Here is a 17,934-nt window from a genome sequence, read left to right as displayed (position 1 = left end):
GACACCCCAGTCTGGGTATTTTGTCAGCACAATGAAACGGACTGCGTGAGTGATGTCACAGGAATGAAAGCGCTTACATCCATTTTGTTAATGAATGTGATCCAGATCGTTATCTGGATGTTCGCGGTAATGATGTCCCCACAGCACGCAGGGTTAATTGACGCCACAGCCATTCCACCGGGCCCTGGCGGTAATAACGCAGCCATATGACGGAGAAAAGTAAGTTAATCCCCCAGACCGGGATGACGAAATACAGCAGCTCCAGCCGGTCAAATTTCATAAATAAACCGGCCTGATAAAACAACGTGGTGCAGATTATGGTTTGTAACAGATAGTTGGTTAATGCCATGCGCCCCACACAGGCGATAGCAATGACCCATTTGAAGCGACTAAGCTGTGGCCAGAAACCAAACATCAGCGCAGCATAACCAATGGTTTGCAAAGGCGCACCCAGCTCTCGCGGGGCTTGTAACAGGAAGGCACACCAGCGGTAGGCCCAGTCCAGTTGCCACTGGGCGACGATAGCAGGCAGGTTAATCGCCATGCCGATAATAACCAGCAGAACGCCAGTGCGTCGATAATGCTGCAAACTGTACTGCCCTTTTAGCCAGCCGCTGCGCATTAATGCCGCGCCGAGCAGCATCATCCCCGCCAGTTGCCAGCCATATTGCGCACCTAACGCCAGCAAGCTATTGGATATCATATCCACGCGATTGCTGATTGCTTCCATTCCGCCGTTCACTTTCCAGTATTTTTCATACAGCAATGCTGAAGCATCCGGCGTCCAGGCCCGGCTGGTTTCGCTCCCGGAGATCACACCCAACAGCAGCAGTACACCAACGCCCACCAAATAAAGCACCACGCCGGTGTTAAACAAGCTTTTCACCGACGGCGCATCCCGGACCAGCCGCCAGCAAATCAGGCCGATCAAGCCATATGCAAGCAGGATATCGCCATCCCAGAAGAGTAAACCGTGAATAAAGCCCAATAGCACCAGCAACGTAAGCCGCGACTGGATCCAGCGTTTACCACGCGGGAGCAGCATTTGCAGACCAGCACCGAACAGCAGGGCAAACAGCGTGAGGAATTTTACCTGCGCGAAGAGATCGAGCAGCGCCCAGGTCCAGGCGTCAGATAAGGTAATGTCGCCATACCACGCGGGATTGAGGTATGCCGCCTTTGGCAAGCCAAAGGCGCTAATATTGAGAAGCAGGATACCAAGAATGGCGACGCCACGAATAAAATCCAGCGTGACATTACGCTCCATGGTTCCTGTCCTAATCAGTTGTGATGACGTACTGCGCGCAGGAATTCCTGACGCGTGTTCTGGCTAGACTTAAACAATCCGCCAAGAGACGTGGTGGTGGTCGCACTGGTCGCATCGCGAATGCCACGCGCTTTCACACAGTAATGCACCGCATCAATCGACACCGCCACATTATTCGTCCCGAGCAGCGTTTGCAGCGCGGTGAGAATTTGCTGGGTCAGACGTTCCTGTACCTGCGGACGCTGTGCAAAGAACTGCACAATGCGGTTAATCTTCGACAGACCAATGACCGAATCTTTCGGAATATACGCCACCGTCGCTTTGCCATCGATAGTGACAAAGTGGTGTTCGCAGGTGCTGGTCAGCGTGATATCGCGGACCGTGACCATTTCGTCCACCTTCATTTTGTTTTCAATGACGGTGATTTTGGGGAAGTTGGCGTAATCGAGGCCGGAGAAAATCTCATCGACATACATTTTCGCAATGCGATGCGGAGTTTCCATCAGACTGTCATCGCTCAAATCGAGATTGAGCAATTGCATAATCTCGGTCATATGGCCAGAGATAAGACGTTTGCGTGTTTCGTTATCCATCTCTTGCACGGGCGGGCGCAGCGGGGTTTCGAGACCACGCGCAACCAGCGCTTCATGAACCAGTGCCGCTTCTTTACTGAGTGATGACATTTCTTTTTCTCCTGCAGGTGGGGCGCCTCTGCCCTGCATGGGGCAAAGTTTTTAGGCTGTGTCACAACCAGAACATTGTGCGTGAGGCGGCGCACATAATCCAGTATTCACCGCGATAATTATTGAAATTGGCGCAGCCTTTCAGCGTAGCAATTTCACTTGCTGTTCAGCCCGGTGACGTCGAGTGTTAATGTAAAGTTATATAGATGATGAAGTATGTTTGCTCAATGCGGAAGTGAAAGTTACTCACAGTGCTATGAATAATCTGTATTATGATGAGTTCGCAAACACATTCAGGTTCAACACAACAAGGAGCCACGCATGGAAATGCTTGAAGAGCACCGCTGTTTTGAAGGCTGGCAGCAACGCTGGCGTCACGACTCCGCAACGTTAAATTGCGCCATGACCTTCAGTATTTTTCTTCCACCACCCCGCGATACCGCCCCGCCTCCGGTGCTGTACTGGCTGTCGGGTCTGACCTGTAATGATGAAAACTTCACCACCAAAGCAGGCGCGCAGCGCATCGCGGCAGAGCTGGGCATTGTGCTGGTGATGCCGGACACCAGTCCGCGCGGCGAGCAGGTAGCTAACGATGACGGCTACGATTTAGGCCAGGGGGCGGGATTTTACCTCAATGCCACCCAGCAGCCGTGGGCAACGCATTTTCGTATGTATGACTATCTGCGTGATGAGCTTCCGGCCCTGATTCAGTCGCAGTTTAACGTCAGCGATCGCTGCGCCATCAGCGGACACTCCATGGGCGGTCACGGCGCATTGATTATGGCGCTGAAAAACCCCGGGAAATACACCAGCGTTTCCGCTTTTGCGCCGATCGTAAACCCTTGTCGCGTTCCGTGGGGTGAGAAGGCTTTTAGCGCTTATCTGGGCGAAGATAAAACACAGTGGGCAGAGTGGGATAGCTGCGCATTAATGCTGGCCAGCAAGCCCGCAGACGCGATTCCGACGCTAATCGATCAGGGAGACAGCGATCAGTTTCTTGCCGATCAGTTGCAGCCCGCGGTACTGGCCGAAACGGCCCGTCAGACTGCATGGCCAATGACGCTACGCATCCAGCCTGGTTACGACCACAGCTATTACTTTATTGCGTCGTTTATTGAGGATCACTTGCGCTTCCACGCCCAGTATTTGCTGAAGTAATCACCAGTAAAGAGTATTTTCTATTGCCGCGCTGTAGCTCATCTCTTCTGATTGCGGCGCGGATGCTTTACGATTTAGATCGGCCGCCTGTTGGCGTACCTGTAATCGCCCCACGCTCTCACCACCTTCATGACCTTCGTTAAAATTACGCACTTCAGACTCGAATAAGATTGCATCCAGATGGTGCAACTTATTCAGTGCCCGCAGCAGGGAGATAAGCGTGTCCAGATTGAGGCCGCCGCCTTTCTCGATGCGTTTAATGGTCGCAATGCCGACCTGTGCGCCGTCAGCAAGCTGCTGCTGCGTTAGCGCCAGAGAAATCCGCGTTTCTCTGATGCGAGCACATAATGACAAGATGATTTCATCATTATTCATGGTGTGATATTTCATGCCGCCCTCCCCGATTTTTGGGCTGAATTTTCCCAAGGCAGCCGTGATATGTTTCACGGTACTTCGCACTCATGTCTTTACCCGTTTCATACATGGCTGCAATCACCTCATCGAGCGAAACACATGGCTCGCTGACACGGCTCATCGCCATCGTTGCGGCGTTAATCGCTTTTACGGACGAAATCGCGTTTCGTTCCACACAGGGAATTTGTACCTGCCCGCCAACCGGATCGCAGGTCAGCCCGAGATGGTGTTCCATGGCGATTTCTGCAGCGTTCAGCACCTGAGCAACTGACGCTCCCATCAGTTCCGCTAATCCGGCCGCGGCCATCGAACTGGCCACACCGATCTCTCCCTGACACCCGACTTCAGAACCTAAGATAGACGCGTTTTGTTTGAACAGTAGCGCGATGGCGCCAGCAGTGAGGAAAAAGCGGATAACCGATGCGCTATCCAGCTTACAGACAAACTTATCGTACCAACTGAGGACCGCCGGGATGATACCGCTGGCACCATTGGTTGGCGCGGTCACCACTCGCCCTCCAGCGGCGTTTTCCTCGCTGACGGCAATCGCAAACGCATTCACCCAGTTGAGGTTGGTGAGAAAGTCGTTAGCAGAGGGTTTCATTGCCAGTAATTTATAGAGCGAGCAGGCTCTGCGCGGCACCTGATACGAGCCAGGTAGTAGTCCTTCAGTATGAAGACCACGATGGACTGTCTGCTGCATTATCGCCCAAACATGCGCGAAATAGTCGTGCAACGCCGCCTGAGAATGCATCTGTAACTCATTTTTCATCATTAACGCCGCAACGGATAATCCATTACGTTGACACTGCGCCTGCAGCTGCGCGGCATTTTGAAACGCAAAAGGAAATACGTTTTTTTGCGCGGCTCTCTCGGGCACCGACTCGCCGGGTTTGCGAACCTGCCCAGCACCGGTTGAAAACCATGTTTCTTCATACAACGTAAAATAATCATCCCTGGCGCGAAACGTCATCGCATAGGGATGACCAGAATGCGGTTGTTGATTCGGCTTAATCGCGACTGTCACAGTAACTGAAGGAGAAAGCGTCAGGGTGCCGTCCTGTTCAGCACGTTTAATGAGATCCATCTGCTGGCGTAATTCAACATCATCCGGCTGATTGCCCAACAGCCCCAGATAAAGAGCGATATCAACGTTATGACACTTGCGGCTTAATGAGAGCGCGCCATATAGCTCAACCTCGATCTCTCGCGTTAGCGGTAAAATCTCCTGTAGCTTTAATTGTGAAATGAAGTTAAACGCGGCACGCATTGGTCCTACTGTTCTCGAACTGGAAGGCCCAATGACGACTTTAAAAATATCAATACAACTTTCCATTTTAGACCCATCCCTGTTAGTCAAAATAGAATATACCGCCAGTAGCAACAGACCGTGACGTGTATATCAAAAACGATACCTTTCAGACTTTGTTTATTTGTTGGTATAAAAAACAATACTATTTTATCTTTTTTTTAACATTCACATCTGTGATAAGGCTGGATTCAATCGTCACTCCCCACTATTACAATAACCTCAGATTACAGGAGTGACAAAATGGCAATTATTTATTTTATTAGTGCAAAAGATACTGAAAAACTTCAGGCATGGCTGCACAATACGTTTCTAAATACCGAGACCAAACAATATCCGTGCGCACTGGAACGGTTATCTATAGCCGCATTCAATAAACCGTATTTAAAATTATCAATACCCGATGAAATATTCACCGATGACATATACAAGAAACTAAGGGCTACATCGTTCACTAAGCAATTTGATTTTTTCCTTAAACCACAAATGATCCCGACGAACGGAATCATCGCCTTTGACATGGACTCAACGTTTATCGAAGAAGAAGGTGTGGATGAGATAGCCCGCGCGCTAGGCATCACCGATCGGATAACGGAACTGACGCAGCAGGCGATGGAAGGGAAACTGGATTTCAATAGCAGTTTCACCCGGCGCATCGGAATGTTAAAAGGGACGCACATCGATGTCATCAATGCCGTATGCGATCGGATGACGGCCTCTCCCGGCATCACCACCATTTTGCCATTCCTCAAACAGAATGGTTTTAAAACAGCAATCATTTCCGGCGGCCTGGACATATTTACCCACCGTTTACAACAGAAATATCAGCTGGATTATGTATTTTCTAATACCGTTGAAGTCAGGAGTGGCATGCTGACGGATAATATTTCCACGCCAATCATGAACGCAGAAAATAAGAAAAAAACATTAGCCGAACTTGCCGACTCTCTGCAGATACATCAGCATAATATTATCGCCTGCGGTGACGGAGCCAACGATATTCCCATGCTCACGTATGCTGGTATAGGTATTGCTTGGCAAGCAAAACCCACAGTCAGGGATTTAATTACCAATCAGATTAACTTTCACGGATTCGAGTCGCTTTTGTTCTTTATCGAAAATGGATTATAACCCAACGAGCACTGTCTGAAGGGAAGATCATATGAGCTTGAAATCATTTATATTCAGCCAAGCTGATAAGCCGGTTGTAAAAGAAAAAAAAGAGATTGACCATACTTACAAAAAATTCAGGATAGAGATTATTACCTCGGTTTTTATCTCTTACGCCGTCTTTTATTTAACACGTAAAAACTTCTCAGCCGCCATGCCAGCCATGCTGTCAGATACCGCTCTGACCGCTGAAGATTTTGCCATCATGTCTTCACTGTTTTACATTCTGTATGGCTCAATGAAGTTTGTTGGCGGCATGCTGGTTGATAAAATCAATCCGAAAGCCATGACCGGCCCGGTGCTCATTGGCGTAGGAATAGTTAATATTCTGTTTGGTTTTTCCGACAGCGTTGCCGCGTTTTATGTGTTGTACAGCCTCAATGCTATCCTCCAGGGCACCAGTTTTCCACCAATGGCAAAGATCATGGCATCCTGGTTTTCCAAGAATGAACGCGGACGTTGGTGGGCGGTCGTTGAAGCGGCGCATAATATTGGCGGTAGTCTCGCCCCACTGCTGACAAGTTTCGCGATTGTCTGGAGCGGTAGCTGGAAAATGGGTTTTTATGTACCGGGCGCGATCTCCTTGCTGATGGGGGTCATTGCGCTCTTTACAATTAAAGACCGTCCCGGGACCTTAGGTTTGCCTAACGTTGGCGAATGGCGCAAGGATCCAACAGAGCTAGCCCAGGTTAAAGCCAGCCCGGTTAACCTCTCCTTTTGGCAGATTTTCGTTAAATATATCCTGATTAACCCGCTGGTGTGGATTATTATCATTGGCGATATGTCGGTTTATATTGCCCGCACCATTCTCAACGACTGGCCACAAATTTACTATTCTCAGGTACATGGCTGGAGCCTGATTAAAGCCAACTCTATTATCTCGTGGTTTGAAGCCGGAGGACTTGCCGGAGGGTTACTGGCGGGTTACTTATCGGACTTTATGTTTAAAAGTAACCGCTGGATGACAGGATTAATATTCGCATTAATGCTCTGCGTGTGTATTACCTTAATCCCACTGGTTCAGGATACTTCATATACCATTACGGCTATTCTCTTCACTATTATGGGTTTCGCTCTGTACGGCCCACATATGCTTTTTGCCGTAGGTTGTCTGGACGTCACTCACAAAGATGCTGCGGGATCGATAACCGGCTTCCGGGGATTGTTTAGCTATGTTGGTGCGGCGCTAGCGGGCGTACCAGTGATATTAGTGAAGAACAGTTGGGAATGGTCTGGAGTCTATATCTATGCCGTGATCGCTATCCTGTTAACCACCTTGTCACTGGCTTTACTCGCCAAATTCCATCGGTTATAAGCCAGCCATAATAGGACAGCGGTGCAATTGCCGCTGTCCTTCAGCCAGGTTCTTCCAGCATCAAAAAAGATTCCCACCCTCTTCATTTCTCCATCATTCCTTCATTTTTTCTCCTTTTTTCTTCACCCACTATCTCATTGATTAAAAAAGCATTTCATCTTAAATAATATCAAACACAAATGATTTCTATTATCATTTGTGTTTACAAATATTCATACTTTTGTACAATCCCCCCGCTTCTTTACTGAAAAGAGTCCTTAAAAGACAAATACATACAATTGTCATGGCCTTTCACCTGACTCGCAGTTTGATTCATTTAAATGGAATGATACAAATGACTATACCTCACGTTAAGGCTGTAGCTGCCGCAGTATGCGTCGCCTGCCTCCCATCACTCGGCCATGCCGCTGAACAAGACACCGTGGTCGTTACCGCTACCGGTTTCGAACAGAAAATTCAGGATGCCCCAGCTTCGATATCTGTTATTACCAAGCAGCAGATTGAGGATAAAGCCTATCGAGATGTCACCGATGCCCTGAAAGATGTCCCAGGCGTCGTCGTCACTGGCGGGGGGAGCAGCAGCGATATCAGTATTCGCGGTATGGCTTCGCAATACACGCTCTTCCTGGTCAACGGCAAACGCATCAGCACCCGCGGCACTCGTCCTAACAGCGACAACTCAGGTATTGAGCAAGGTTGGCTACCGCCGCTGGAATCCATCGAGCGCATCGAGGTAATCCGTGGCCCGATGTCATCCCTCTACGGCTCCGATGCGATGGGCGGCGTCATTAACGTCATCACCAAGAAGGTGTCGAATACCAAAGCCTGGACCGGCTCTCTGCACGGCGATGCCACTTTCCAGGAAGACAGAGACTCCGGCGATATTTACCAGACCAACGCCTATGCGTCTGGGCCACTGATTGACGGATTGCTTGGTGCGAAGGTGACCGGATTATTCTCCCACCGCGCGGAAGATGAAATAGTTAATGGCTACAATGAACAGCGTATGCGTAGCGGGGGATTAACCCTGAACTTTACGCCAGATGATAAAAACGACATCGATTTTGATTACGCACGTGAACTGCAGGATCGCGACAGTACGCCAGGCAAATCCATGGCCGAGGAAAACTGCCGTAACGGAAGCTGTAAGCCAAACAGCAAAAGCGAAAACAAGTATGTGCACACCACATATTCACTAACCCACAGCGGTTATTACGACGACTTCAACTCCACCAGCTACGTCCAGCAGGAAGAGACCGACAACCCCGGTCGCCAGATGAAGTCCTACAACACGATTTTCAATAACCAGAACCAGGTCTTCCTTGGGGCGCACACCCTGACGCTAGGCGGGCAATACCGTTATGAAAAACTGCGCGATAATGGCAACCAGCTGCAAGCGGCTGATGGGCTGAACAAACTGACCCGCTGGAGCTGGGCGCTGTTTGCTGAAGATGAATGGGCCGTTACCGATACCTTCACGCTGACCGGCGGTCTGCGTATGGATAAGGATGAAAACTACGGTGACAACTGGACGCCACGCGGCTATGGCGTATGGCATCTGAGCGATCAGTGGACCTTAAAAGGTGGCGTTTCCGCGGGCTATCGCGCACCGGATCTGCGCCAGTCTTCTGCCAGCTGGGGACAGGTTACCGGCGGCGGTCGTCTCAACGGAATCATTGTCGGCAACCCGGATCTGAAACCGGAGAAAAGCCTCAGCGAAGAGATCGGTTTACTGTGGGATAACGGCAACGACCTCAACGCAGGCGTGACGCTGTTCAATACCGACTTCAAAAACAAAATCACCGAAGTTCGCCGTTGTAACAGCAGTTCCGATCCGGCCTGCACCATCGGCGGCACCCATTATGACTTCGTCAGCGATCGCGTTAACGTCGATAAAGCCAATATGCGCGGCGTAGAATCCACCTTCGGCTGGAAAATAACCTCTGACGTCAACTGGACCGCAAACTACACCTACACAGAATCTGAGCAGAAAAGCGGTCAGTTCTCCGGCCAGCCGTTGAACAAAATGCCGAAGCATATGTTTAACACGACGCTGGACTGGCAGGCTACGCAGGATCTCGGTTTCTGGAGCCGTCTGAATCTGCGCGGGAAAACGTCTGAATACCTGAGCCGTACCTCCATGGCACAGGGCACCCCGTCCTATACTCAGGTCGACGTTGGTTTACGTTACTATGCTACCAGGGATCTGTTGATGACCGCTGGCGTGTATAACGTGCTGGATAAACAAATCGATTACGATACCTACGACACCGTCCTTGATGGACGTCGCTACACGGTTGGCATGACTTACAGCTTCTAAGTCTGACGCAATAAAAAACCCCGGCACTCATCATGCCGGGGTTTTTGTTATGCTTTTTTATACTGTTATTTCTTCACGCGATCCGGGAATTTCATTTCGCTGTAGCGAACAAAACGGGTTCCTTTGGTCAGTTTATAACCAAACCAGATAATCAGGAACAGCGGGATACCGATATAGGTAGCCATCACGCCGCCCCAGTCAATGCTGTCTTTCAGGAATGCTTCGTAGTTCTGACCCAGGGTGATAATCAGGCACAGCACAAAGGCGAAGATCGGACCCAGCGGGAAGAAGCCAGAACGGTACGGCAGGTCCTTCACATCGTGACCCTGCAGCACATAACCGCGACGGAAGCGATAGTGGCTAATAGCAATCCCCAGCCAGGCGATAAAGCCCGTCATTCCGGAAGTATTCAGCAACCACAGGTACACGGTCTGGTTGCCAAACATCGAGGTCAGGAAGCACAGCCCCGCCACCACGGTAGTCGCATACAGCGCGTTACGCGGTACGCCGCCACGAGACAGTTTACCGAAAATACGCGGCGCTTTACCGTCACATGCCAGGGTGTAAAGCATACGCGTGGAGGCGTACATCCCGGAGTTACCTGCAGACAGCACCGCCGTCAGGATAACCGCGTTCATCACCGCTGCCGCAGACAGCAGACCCGCATGCTGGAATACCAGCGTGAACGGGCTAACGCTGATGTCTTTTACATCGTTACGCAGCAGGCTTGGATCGGTATACGGAATGATCAGGCTGATAATCAAAATCGCGAACACATAGAACAGCAGGATTCGCCAGAATACCTGACGTACCGCACGTGGAATGTTCTTTTCAGGATTTTCAGATTCGCCAGCCGCGATACCGATAAGCTCCGTCCCCTGGAAGGAGAAGCCGACGATCATCGCCACGCCAATCATCGCAGCAAAACCACCGGCAAACGGTGCATCACCGGTCGTCCAGTTGCTCCAGCCCACCGGCTGAGCGCCTTTGAAGATACCGAAAATCATCATCACGCCAACCACGATGAAGATAATGACGGTGGTAACTTTGATCAGTGAGAACCAGTATTCCGCTTCACCAAATCCGCGAACGGAAATGTAGTTCAGCAAGAAGATAACGCCGAGGAACAGCGCACTCCAGATCCAGCCCGGCGTGTCCGGGAACCACCAGCTCATCACCAGTTGTGCGGCCACCAGGTCAACGGCAATCGTTACCGCCCAGTTGTACCAGTAGTTCCAGCCCAGCGCGAAGCCAAAGCCTTCTTCTACGTAGTTCTGACCGTAGGTGGAAAACGAGCCGGAAACCGGCATATAGGCAGCCAGTTCACCGAGACTGGTCATCAGGAAGTACACCATCAGACCGATCAGAATATAAGAGAACAACGCGCCGCCAGGACCCGCTGCAGAAATAGTTGCACCAGATGCAACGAAAAGACCTGTACCGATGGAGCCTCCAATGGCAATCATCGTCAGGTGACGCGCCTTCAGTTCACGACGTAGCGTGGGCGCTTCTGTGGTTTTAGTTTCGGAAACCATGTGAAAATGCTATCCATCCAAAAAATGAGGCGCGATTGTAGCAGACGAAATGGCATTCTTCCGGCACAAATACGCTGTTATAAGAGACCTTCATGACTGGCCGCGGATTATAAGTAAAGCAGAAAATATGCGGGTGTAAGGCGGTTAAGTTATAACCGCCATTCTACAAAGAGGTGACATTACGACAATAAGCGCCCTATTCGCCCAGCTCGACCTGATCGCTGTAATGTAAAAAACGCGTAATGGCATTGGAGATATGTTTTTGCCGGTGATGCACGCGCCAGAGAGTACGGACTAAACGCGGCAGCGGCACGGGAACTTCGCTCAGCGTTCCCGCCTGCAACTGCTCCGCAATGACCCGACGCGACAAGCAGCTGATCCCGAGGCCATGGCGCACTGCATGCTTAATGGCCTCTGAATTACCCAACTCCATTGCCATCTGAAATCTCGGCAGATGAGACAGCAGCAGGTAATCCACCAGTTCGCGCGTACCCGATCCTCGCTCACGCAGGATCCACGGCGAAGCAGCTAGCTGTTCCAGCGTAACAGGCCCCTTTGTGAGCGGTGACGACGGTGCGGCAAACACCACCAACTCGTCTTCCAGCCACGGTTCAGAAATGATTTCAGTACTGTGACACGGCCCTTCGATAAGCCCAATGTCCACTCGGAAATCCAGCACCGCATTAATCACATCCTGGCTGTTACCCACGCTCAGCTCGAGCGGCAAATCAGGAAAATCCTGCCGATAGCGGGCGATCATAGCCGGCAAAATGTAGTTACCAATGGTGCTACTGGCATAAACCCGGATAGCGCCATTATCTTCGCGAAAAAGCTGTTCGATTTCGGTCGTTTGCTCAAGTAATGCCAGCGCGCGTGGGTAAAGCAAGCGCCCGTGCTCGTTGACCACCAGTCGTTTACCGACACGGTCAAACAGTTGCACGCCGAGTTGCCCTTCCAGATCGGTAAGTGCCGCACTCACCGCCGATTGCGACAATGCCAGCATGACAGACGCCTGGGTCGTTGAACCGCTTTTTAGTACCTCAGCAAACACTTCAAGTTGTCGCAGGGTGATATGCATAGTCGTTTTCCACCGGATAACCGTCACTTATACCCTAAATAATTCGAGTTGCAGGAAGGCGGCAAGAGAGAGCATCCCCGGGAGCGTACTTAAGTACGTGACTGGGGTGAACGAGCGCAGCCAACGCACATGCAACTTGAAGTATGACGGGTATACCACTTATATAGATTAATTATAAATATATAATCAATTTTATTTTTAAACCACTTCGCCGTACTCTTTTACCCAGATAAAGGAGAAGGATATGACAGAACTCACCTTGCAGACTCATCGTCGTACAGCGTGGCATTTTATTCCGGGGCTTGCCCTGAGTGCAGTTATCACTGGGGTCGCCTTATGGGGTGGATCTATTCCCGCCGTCGCAGGTGCCGGGTTCAGCGCCCTCACCTTAGCAATCTTGTTGGGGATGGTCCTCGGCAACACCGTCTATCCGCACATCTGGAAAAGCTGTGACGGCGGCGTGCTGTTTGCTAAACAACATTTATTACGTCTGGGGATCATCCTCTACGGCTTCCGCCTCACCTTCGCGCAAATTGCTGACGTCGGCGTAAGCGGTATCGTGATTGATGTGTTAACGCTGAGCAGTACCTTTATGATTGCCTGCTTCCTGGGGCAGAAAGTGTTTGGTCTGGACCGCCACACCAGTTGGCTGATTGGTGCGGGGAGCAGCATTTGTGGTGCCGCCGCCGTGTTGGCAACCGAGCCGGTAGTGAAAGCGGAAGCCAGTAAGGTAACCGTCGCTGTCGCCACTGTGGTTATCTTCGGTACCATCGCTATCTTCCTGTATCCGGCGATGTATCCGCTGCTGGCACACTGGTTTAGCCCAGAAACCTACGGCATTTACATTGGTTCCACCATGCATGAAGTGGCACAGGTAGTGGCTGCCGGGCACGCCATTAACCCGGATGCGGAAAACGCCGCAGTTATTGCCAAAATGCTGCGAGTCATGATGCTGGCACCGTTCCTCATCCTCCTGGCCGCACGCGTTAAACAGTTGTCTCCGGCTACGGGCGGTGAGAAAAGCAAAATCACTATTCCATGGTTTGCCATCCTGTTCATTGTGGTCGCGATTTTTAACTCGTTCCACCTGCTGCCGCAGTCGGTTGTGAATATGTTGGTAACGCTGGACACCATTTTGCTGGCAATGGCAATGGCTGCACTGGGGCTAACCACTCACGTTAGCGCACTGAAAAAAGCCGGTGCCAAACCGTTACTGATGGCCCTGCTGCTGTTTGTCTGGTTGATTGTCGGTGGTGCTGCGATTAACGTCGCTGTCCACGCCCTGATGGCATAAACGATCACGACTCACCTCCATTAACCCGCTATACTCTCCCTTTTTGTATTTGAGTATGGCGGGTTAAATTTATGAAATATATCGGAGCGCACGTAAGCGCCGCTGGCGGTCTGGCTAACGCCGCTATCCGAGCCGCGGAAATCGAAGCGACCGCATTCGCCCTGTTCACCAAGAATCAGCGCCAGTGGCGTGCCGCGCCGCTGACCACCGAAATCATTGATGATTTCAAATCTGCCTGTGAGAAGTATCACTACACCTCTGCACAAATTCTGCCTCACGATAGTTACCTGATTAACCTCGGTCACCCGGTCAGCGATGCGCTGGAAAAATCGCGTGATGCGTTTCTTGATGAAATGCAGCGCTGTGAGCTGCTGGGCTTATCCCTGCTGAACTTTCACCCCGGCAGCCATTTGATGCAGATCCCGGAAGATGAATGTCTGGCGCGCATTGCCGAATCCATCAACATCGTCCTCGCTCAGACCCAGGGCGTTACGGCAGTTATCGAAAATACCGCCGGACAGGGTAGCAATCTGGGATTCAAGTTTGAGCACCTGGCCGCCATAATCGACGGCGTCGAAGATAAGTCCCGTGTCGGCGTCTGTATCGATACCTGCCACGCTTTCGCGGCGGGTTACGATTTGCGTTCCGCAGAAGAGTGCGCGAAGACGTTTGCGGAATTTGAACGTATTGTCGGTTTCAAATATCTACGCGGTATGCACCTGAACGACGCCAAGAGCGCGTTTGGCAGTCGCGTTGACCGTCATCACAGCTTAGGTGAAGGCAATATTGGCCACGAGGCATTCCGCTGGATCATGCAGGACAATCGTTTTGACGGTATTCCAATGGTGCTGGAAACCATTAATCCGGATATCTGGGCCGAAGAGATTGCCTGGCTGAAAGCCCAGCAAACAGAAAAAGCGGTGGCCTAATCATGAACGACAGGGAAAAGCAGATCCTTAAGATCCTGCGTCGCAATCCGTTGATTCAACAGAATGAAATCGCCGATATTTTGCAGATCAGTCGTTCACGCGTCGCTGCGCATATCATGGATTTAATGCGTAAAGGCATGATCAAAGGGAAAGGTTATATCCTTACCGAACAAGATTATTGCGTGGTTGTTGGGGCCATCAATATGGATATTCGTGGTGTTGCTGACATCGACTATCCTCAGTCTGCCTCTAATCCTGGCAGCATTCAATGCTCAGCAGGTGGTGTAGGACGTAACATCGCCCACAACCTGGCGCTGCTGGGTCGCGACGTACATTTAATTTCCGCTGTTGGCAGCGACTTCTATGGCGAAACACTGCTGGAACAAACGCGTCAGGCTGGTGTTAACGTTTCCAGCTGCATACGCCTGCATGGACATAACACCTCGACCTACCTGTCGATCGCTAATCAGCAGGAAGAGACCGTACTTGCAATTAACGATACCCATATCCTGCAACAATTGACGCCACAGCTGCTGAACGGTTCGCGGGATTTGATCCGCCATTCCGGTGTCGTACTGGCAGATTGCAATTTGACCGCCGAAGCCATTGAGTGGGTCTTTACTATTGCTGATGACATTCCGGTGTTTATAGACACCGTTTCAGAGTTCAAAGCGGCAAAAGTGAAAACCTGGTTTACGCGTATTCATACGCTAAAACCAACGCAGAAAGAGCTATCAATTTTATGGGGTCAACCTATTCATTCTGATGCGGATCGCGTACTGGCCGTCAATAGCCTCCATCAGCAGGGGGTAAAACGAATCTTTGTCTGCCTGGAAGATGAATCCGTGTTTTGCAGCGAAAAGGACGGAGAACAGTTTTTACTGACGCCTCCTGAGCATGTGACGGTAGACAGTTTTGGCGCTGATGACGCGTTTATGGCAGGATTATTGTACAGCTTTCTGGAAGGGAGTGAGTTTCGTGAAAGCGCTCATTTTGCCATGGCCTGCGCGGCATTATCGCGGGCCAGCATCAGCATCAACAACCCCACTCTTTCAGCAGATAACGCCCTGTATTTGCTACAAACAGCTTAATTGTAATGCCGGATAGCGCTACGCTTATCCGGCCTACAAACTGTACGTTATGCCAGACCGATAAAGAAACCGGCTATGGTGGCACTCATCAGGTTTGACAGCGTTGCTGCTGCCAGTGCACGCATTCCAAGTTGGGCGATTTCCGGGGCTCGTTGTGGTGCTATCGCCGAAAATGCCCCGACGACAACGCCAATTGAGCCAAAGTTAGCAAACCCACACAGCGCAAACGAGATAATCGCAATGGTCTTCACATCCAGCGTCCCACCCGTTTGCAGATATGGCGAGAAGTTGAGATAAGCGACAAACTCGTTGATTGCCAGTTTCTGACCAATCAGGCTACCTGCCAGCGTCGCATCGCTCCAGTCAACGCCCATCAGCCAGGCCAGCGGTGCAAGTAGCCAGCCGAAGATCCCTTCCAGAGTAGCATGACCATAACCAAACCAGCCGCTAACCCCACCGATAATACCGTTAATCAGGGCGATAATGGCGACAAAAGCCATCACTACCGTCGCCACGCCTGCGGCAATTTTCAGCCCGGTCATCGCCCCACTCGCCGCTGCTTCGATGATGCTTTTTGGCGGCGTTTCGGTAAACGACAAGTTCTCAAAGGTTACCTGCGTCTCTTCCGTTGCCGGACTCAGCAGACGGGCAAACAGGATACCGCCAGGGATCGCCATTAAGGAAGCCGCCAGCAGGTAATCAATGGGTACGCCAAGGCCAGCGTAACCAATCATTGTTGAACCCGCAATGGAGGCCATTCCACTACAAATTGCGGTAAACAGCTCATTACGATTGAGGCGGTCCATAAAGGGTTTGACGATCGCAGGGATCTCATTTTGCCCGAGGAAAATGGTGGTGACAGCCACGAAGGACTCGATCTTACTGATGTTCAGCGCCTTCTGGAAAATACCACCGAGAACGCGGATGAGTCCTCCCATCACGCCGACGTAATACAACAGGCTTACCAGTGCGGTAATAAAAATAATCGCGGGAAGTACTCGAAATGCAAACACAAAACCGGCGCCATTAAAAACCTTATCCATTTCAGGCCCCGCCAGTGAGCCGAAAATAAAGGCGCTACCGGCATCACTGTAAGTCATAACTTTATGAACCCCCAGCGCCGCCTGCTCGGCCAGCCATTTACCCGGCGGAAAATAGAGCATCACACCGCCAATGGCAATCTGCAGGATCAATGCCGCCCCTACAGTACGCAGATTGATACGCTTTTTATTTACTGACAACAGAAATGCAATTATCAGTAATACTCCCATCCCCAGAACACTTCTCATTATGTCCATAATGATCTTCCCGACATGCCAGGTGTGAACTCGTTACGGGCGACCGCTCACTGCCCATCAGGTGTTAACCGGCCTGTACCGCGACTGAACAGGCCGGTTCTAGTGTCAGAGATACTTGCGCACACACTCTTCAACTAAATCCCAGAACCAGGCGGTATCAATGGTGATCCCAACCTTCGCATTCGCCGGTTTTCCCAACACTCCCAGCTCATCGCAGACGGTACGTCCATAGCATGGGCCGCTGTTGACATCGACTTCGACGTACATGTCCTGTGTTTTGATCCCCTGAGGATTAATCAAATAGCCGATACAGGTTGCGTCATGCACCGGGCCTCCGGCCAGACCATAGTTTTCATATTGCGTTTTGAGGGTAAAGTTCATAATGTCGCTGAATAATTGCCCTGCCGGCCCCCCCGCCTTTTCCATCCGGGTAATAACATCAGCGGTACAAACGGTTTGATTGGTGAGATCAAGTCCCATCATCACTAATGGCACACCGGAGGTGAAGACAACGCGGGCAGCCTCCGGGTCAGCAAAGATATTAAACTCGGCGGAAGGCGTAAAATTACCGGTTCCGTACGCACCGCCCATCAGTACGATCTCACGAATTTTCGGTAAAATAGCAGGCTGCATACGCATCGCCACGGCAATATTACTCAATGGCCCGACCGGCACCAATGTAATATCGCCATCGCTAGCCATGAGTGTATCTATTATATATTGCACTGCATTAGTGCCTTCTGCTTCACGGATCAGCGGTTCAAACACCGGACCATCCAGACCAGATTCGCCATGAATATTATCTGCGACAATCTGCTTACGCATAATAGGTTGTGGCATACCAGCATAAACCGGCACATTAATATTAAGTTTCTGGCATACATTTAATCCATTCACTAATGTCTTATCCAGTGTCTGGTTGCCAGCAACAATAGTAATGCCCAGTAATTCAATTGCAGGATGTCTTGCTGCCATCATCATTGCAATAGCATCATCGTGTCCGGGGTCGCAATCCAGAATGATTTTTCTTCTTTCCATTTCTTATTTCCTCTGTTCGCTGGTAGGGTATTTTC

15 protein-coding genes are annotated in these 17,934 nt (G+C 50.7%); 7 read left to right on the top strand and 8 right to left on the bottom strand.

Annotation, left to right across the window (positions count from 1 at the left end; all coding sequences use genetic code 11):
* Nucleotides 1-109: 109 nt before the first annotated feature.
* Both yeiB and folE read right to left on the bottom strand, forming a co-directional pair.
* Nucleotides 110-1,267, bottom strand: coding sequence for a DUF418 domain-containing protein YeiB (gene yeiB / locus OGY83_RS23675; RefSeq protein ID WP_286637030.1), 1,158 nt, complete (start codon nucleotides 1,265-1,267; stop codon nucleotides 110-112).
* Nucleotides 1,268-1,281: 14 nt separating this feature from the next.
* Nucleotides 1,282-1,950 (bottom strand): GTP cyclohydrolase I FolE, encoded by a 669-nt coding sequence (gene folE, locus OGY83_RS23670; RefSeq protein ID WP_003027410.1) that lies wholly within the window; start codon nucleotides 1,948-1,950, stop codon nucleotides 1,282-1,284.
* 321 nt (nucleotides 1,951-2,271) lie between these two features.
* Here folE and fghA point away from each other — a divergent pair, with 321 nt between their 5' ends.
* Nucleotides 2,272-3,108, top strand: a complete 837-nt coding sequence (fghA, locus tag OGY83_RS23665) for an S-formylglutathione hydrolase (RefSeq protein WP_286637029.1) — start codon at nucleotides 2,272-2,274, stop codon at nucleotides 3,106-3,108.
* Here the strand turns inward: fghA and OGY83_RS23660 are convergent, their stop codons facing one another.
* Nucleotides 3,109-3,498 (bottom strand): helix-turn-helix domain-containing protein, encoded by a 390-nt coding sequence (locus OGY83_RS23660; RefSeq protein ID WP_286637028.1) that lies wholly within the window; start codon nucleotides 3,496-3,498, stop codon nucleotides 3,109-3,111.
* Nucleotides 3,476-4,858, bottom strand: a complete 1,383-nt coding sequence (locus OGY83_RS23655) for an L-serine ammonia-lyase (protein WP_286637027.1) — start codon at nucleotides 4,856-4,858, stop codon at nucleotides 3,476-3,478. The genes OGY83_RS23660 and OGY83_RS23655 overlap by 23 nt, the downstream gene beginning before the upstream one ends.
* Before the next feature lie 216 nt (nucleotides 4,859-5,074).
* Between OGY83_RS23655 and serB the strand changes: the two genes are divergently transcribed.
* The 3 genes from serB (at nucleotide 5,075) to OGY83_RS23640 (ending at nucleotide 9,636) form a co-directional block, all read left to right on the top strand.
* On the top strand, nucleotides 5,075-5,962 hold the full coding sequence (gene serB / locus OGY83_RS23650; RefSeq protein WP_286637026.1) for a phosphoserine phosphatase SerB: 888 nt from the start codon (nucleotides 5,075-5,077) through the stop codon (nucleotides 5,960-5,962).
* 31 nt (nucleotides 5,963-5,993) lie between these two features.
* On the top strand, nucleotides 5,994-7,316 hold the full coding sequence (locus OGY83_RS23645; protein ID WP_286637025.1) for an MFS transporter: 1,323 nt from the start codon (nucleotides 5,994-5,996) through the stop codon (nucleotides 7,314-7,316).
* Nucleotides 7,317-7,650: 334 nt separating this feature from the next.
* Nucleotides 7,651-9,636: a ligand-gated channel protein gene (locus OGY83_RS23640; RefSeq protein WP_191235067.1), complete on the top strand. Its 1,986-nt coding sequence runs from the start codon at nucleotides 7,651-7,653 to the stop codon at nucleotides 9,634-9,636.
* A 65-nt stretch (nucleotides 9,637-9,701) separates the two neighbouring features.
* Here the strand turns inward: OGY83_RS23640 and lysP are convergent, their stop codons facing one another.
* Both lysP and yieE read right to left on the bottom strand, forming a co-directional pair.
* Nucleotides 9,702-11,171: a lysine-specific permease gene (gene lysP / locus OGY83_RS23635; protein ID WP_123267559.1), complete on the bottom strand. Its 1,470-nt coding sequence runs from the start codon at nucleotides 11,169-11,171 to the stop codon at nucleotides 9,702-9,704.
* A gap of 196 nt (nucleotides 11,172-11,367) precedes the next feature.
* A complete protein-coding gene (gene yieE, locus OGY83_RS23630) occupies nucleotides 11,368-12,249 on the bottom strand; it encodes a DNA-binding transcriptional regulator YeiE (RefSeq protein ID WP_003834519.1) in 882 nt (293 codons plus the stop codon).
* Between the two features lie 244 nt (nucleotides 12,250-12,493).
* Here yieE and OGY83_RS23625 point away from each other — a divergent pair, with 244 nt between their 5' ends.
* The 3 genes from OGY83_RS23625 to OGY83_RS23615 all read left to right on the top strand — a co-directional run bounded on the left by OGY83_RS23625 (nucleotide 12,494) and on the right by OGY83_RS23615 (nucleotide 15,563).
* The gene (locus OGY83_RS23625) at nucleotides 12,494-13,543 is read left to right on the top strand and encodes a YeiH family protein (protein ID WP_043016967.1); all 1,050 of its coding nucleotides are present in this window, start codon (nucleotides 12,494-12,496) and stop codon (nucleotides 13,541-13,543) included.
* Nucleotides 13,544-13,614: 71 nt separating this feature from the next.
* Nucleotides 13,615-14,472: a deoxyribonuclease IV gene (gene nfo, locus OGY83_RS23620; RefSeq protein ID WP_079937634.1), complete on the top strand. Its 858-nt coding sequence runs from the start codon at nucleotides 13,615-13,617 to the stop codon at nucleotides 14,470-14,472.
* 2 nt (nucleotides 14,473-14,474) lie between these two features.
* A complete protein-coding gene (locus OGY83_RS23615; protein WP_286637024.1) occupies nucleotides 14,475-15,563 on the top strand; it encodes a sugar kinase in 1,089 nt (362 codons plus the stop codon).
* Between the two features lie 47 nt (nucleotides 15,564-15,610).
* Here OGY83_RS23615 and OGY83_RS23610 read toward each other — a convergent pair whose 3' ends face one another.
* Nucleotides 15,611-16,861 carry a NupC/NupG family nucleoside CNT transporter gene (locus OGY83_RS23610; protein WP_286637023.1) on the bottom strand — a complete coding sequence of 417 codons (1,251 nt, stop codon included), beginning with the start codon at nucleotides 16,859-16,861 and terminating at the stop codon, nucleotides 15,611-15,613.
* Between the two features lie 105 nt (nucleotides 16,862-16,966).
* The gene (gene rihB, locus OGY83_RS23605) at nucleotides 16,967-17,899 is read right to left on the bottom strand and encodes a ribosylpyrimidine nucleosidase (protein WP_286637022.1); all 933 of its coding nucleotides are present in this window, start codon (nucleotides 17,897-17,899) and stop codon (nucleotides 16,967-16,969) included.
* Nucleotides 17,900-17,934 lie beyond the last annotated feature (35 nt).

Origin of the sequence: Citrobacter sp. Cpo090 (assembly GCF_030332665.1) — a bacterium.
GTDB lineage: Bacteria > Pseudomonadota > Gammaproteobacteria > Enterobacterales > Enterobacteriaceae > Citrobacter > Citrobacter portucalensis.
Note: the sequence above shows the minus strand (reverse complement) of the source record. Positions and strands in the feature narration are given on the sequence as shown.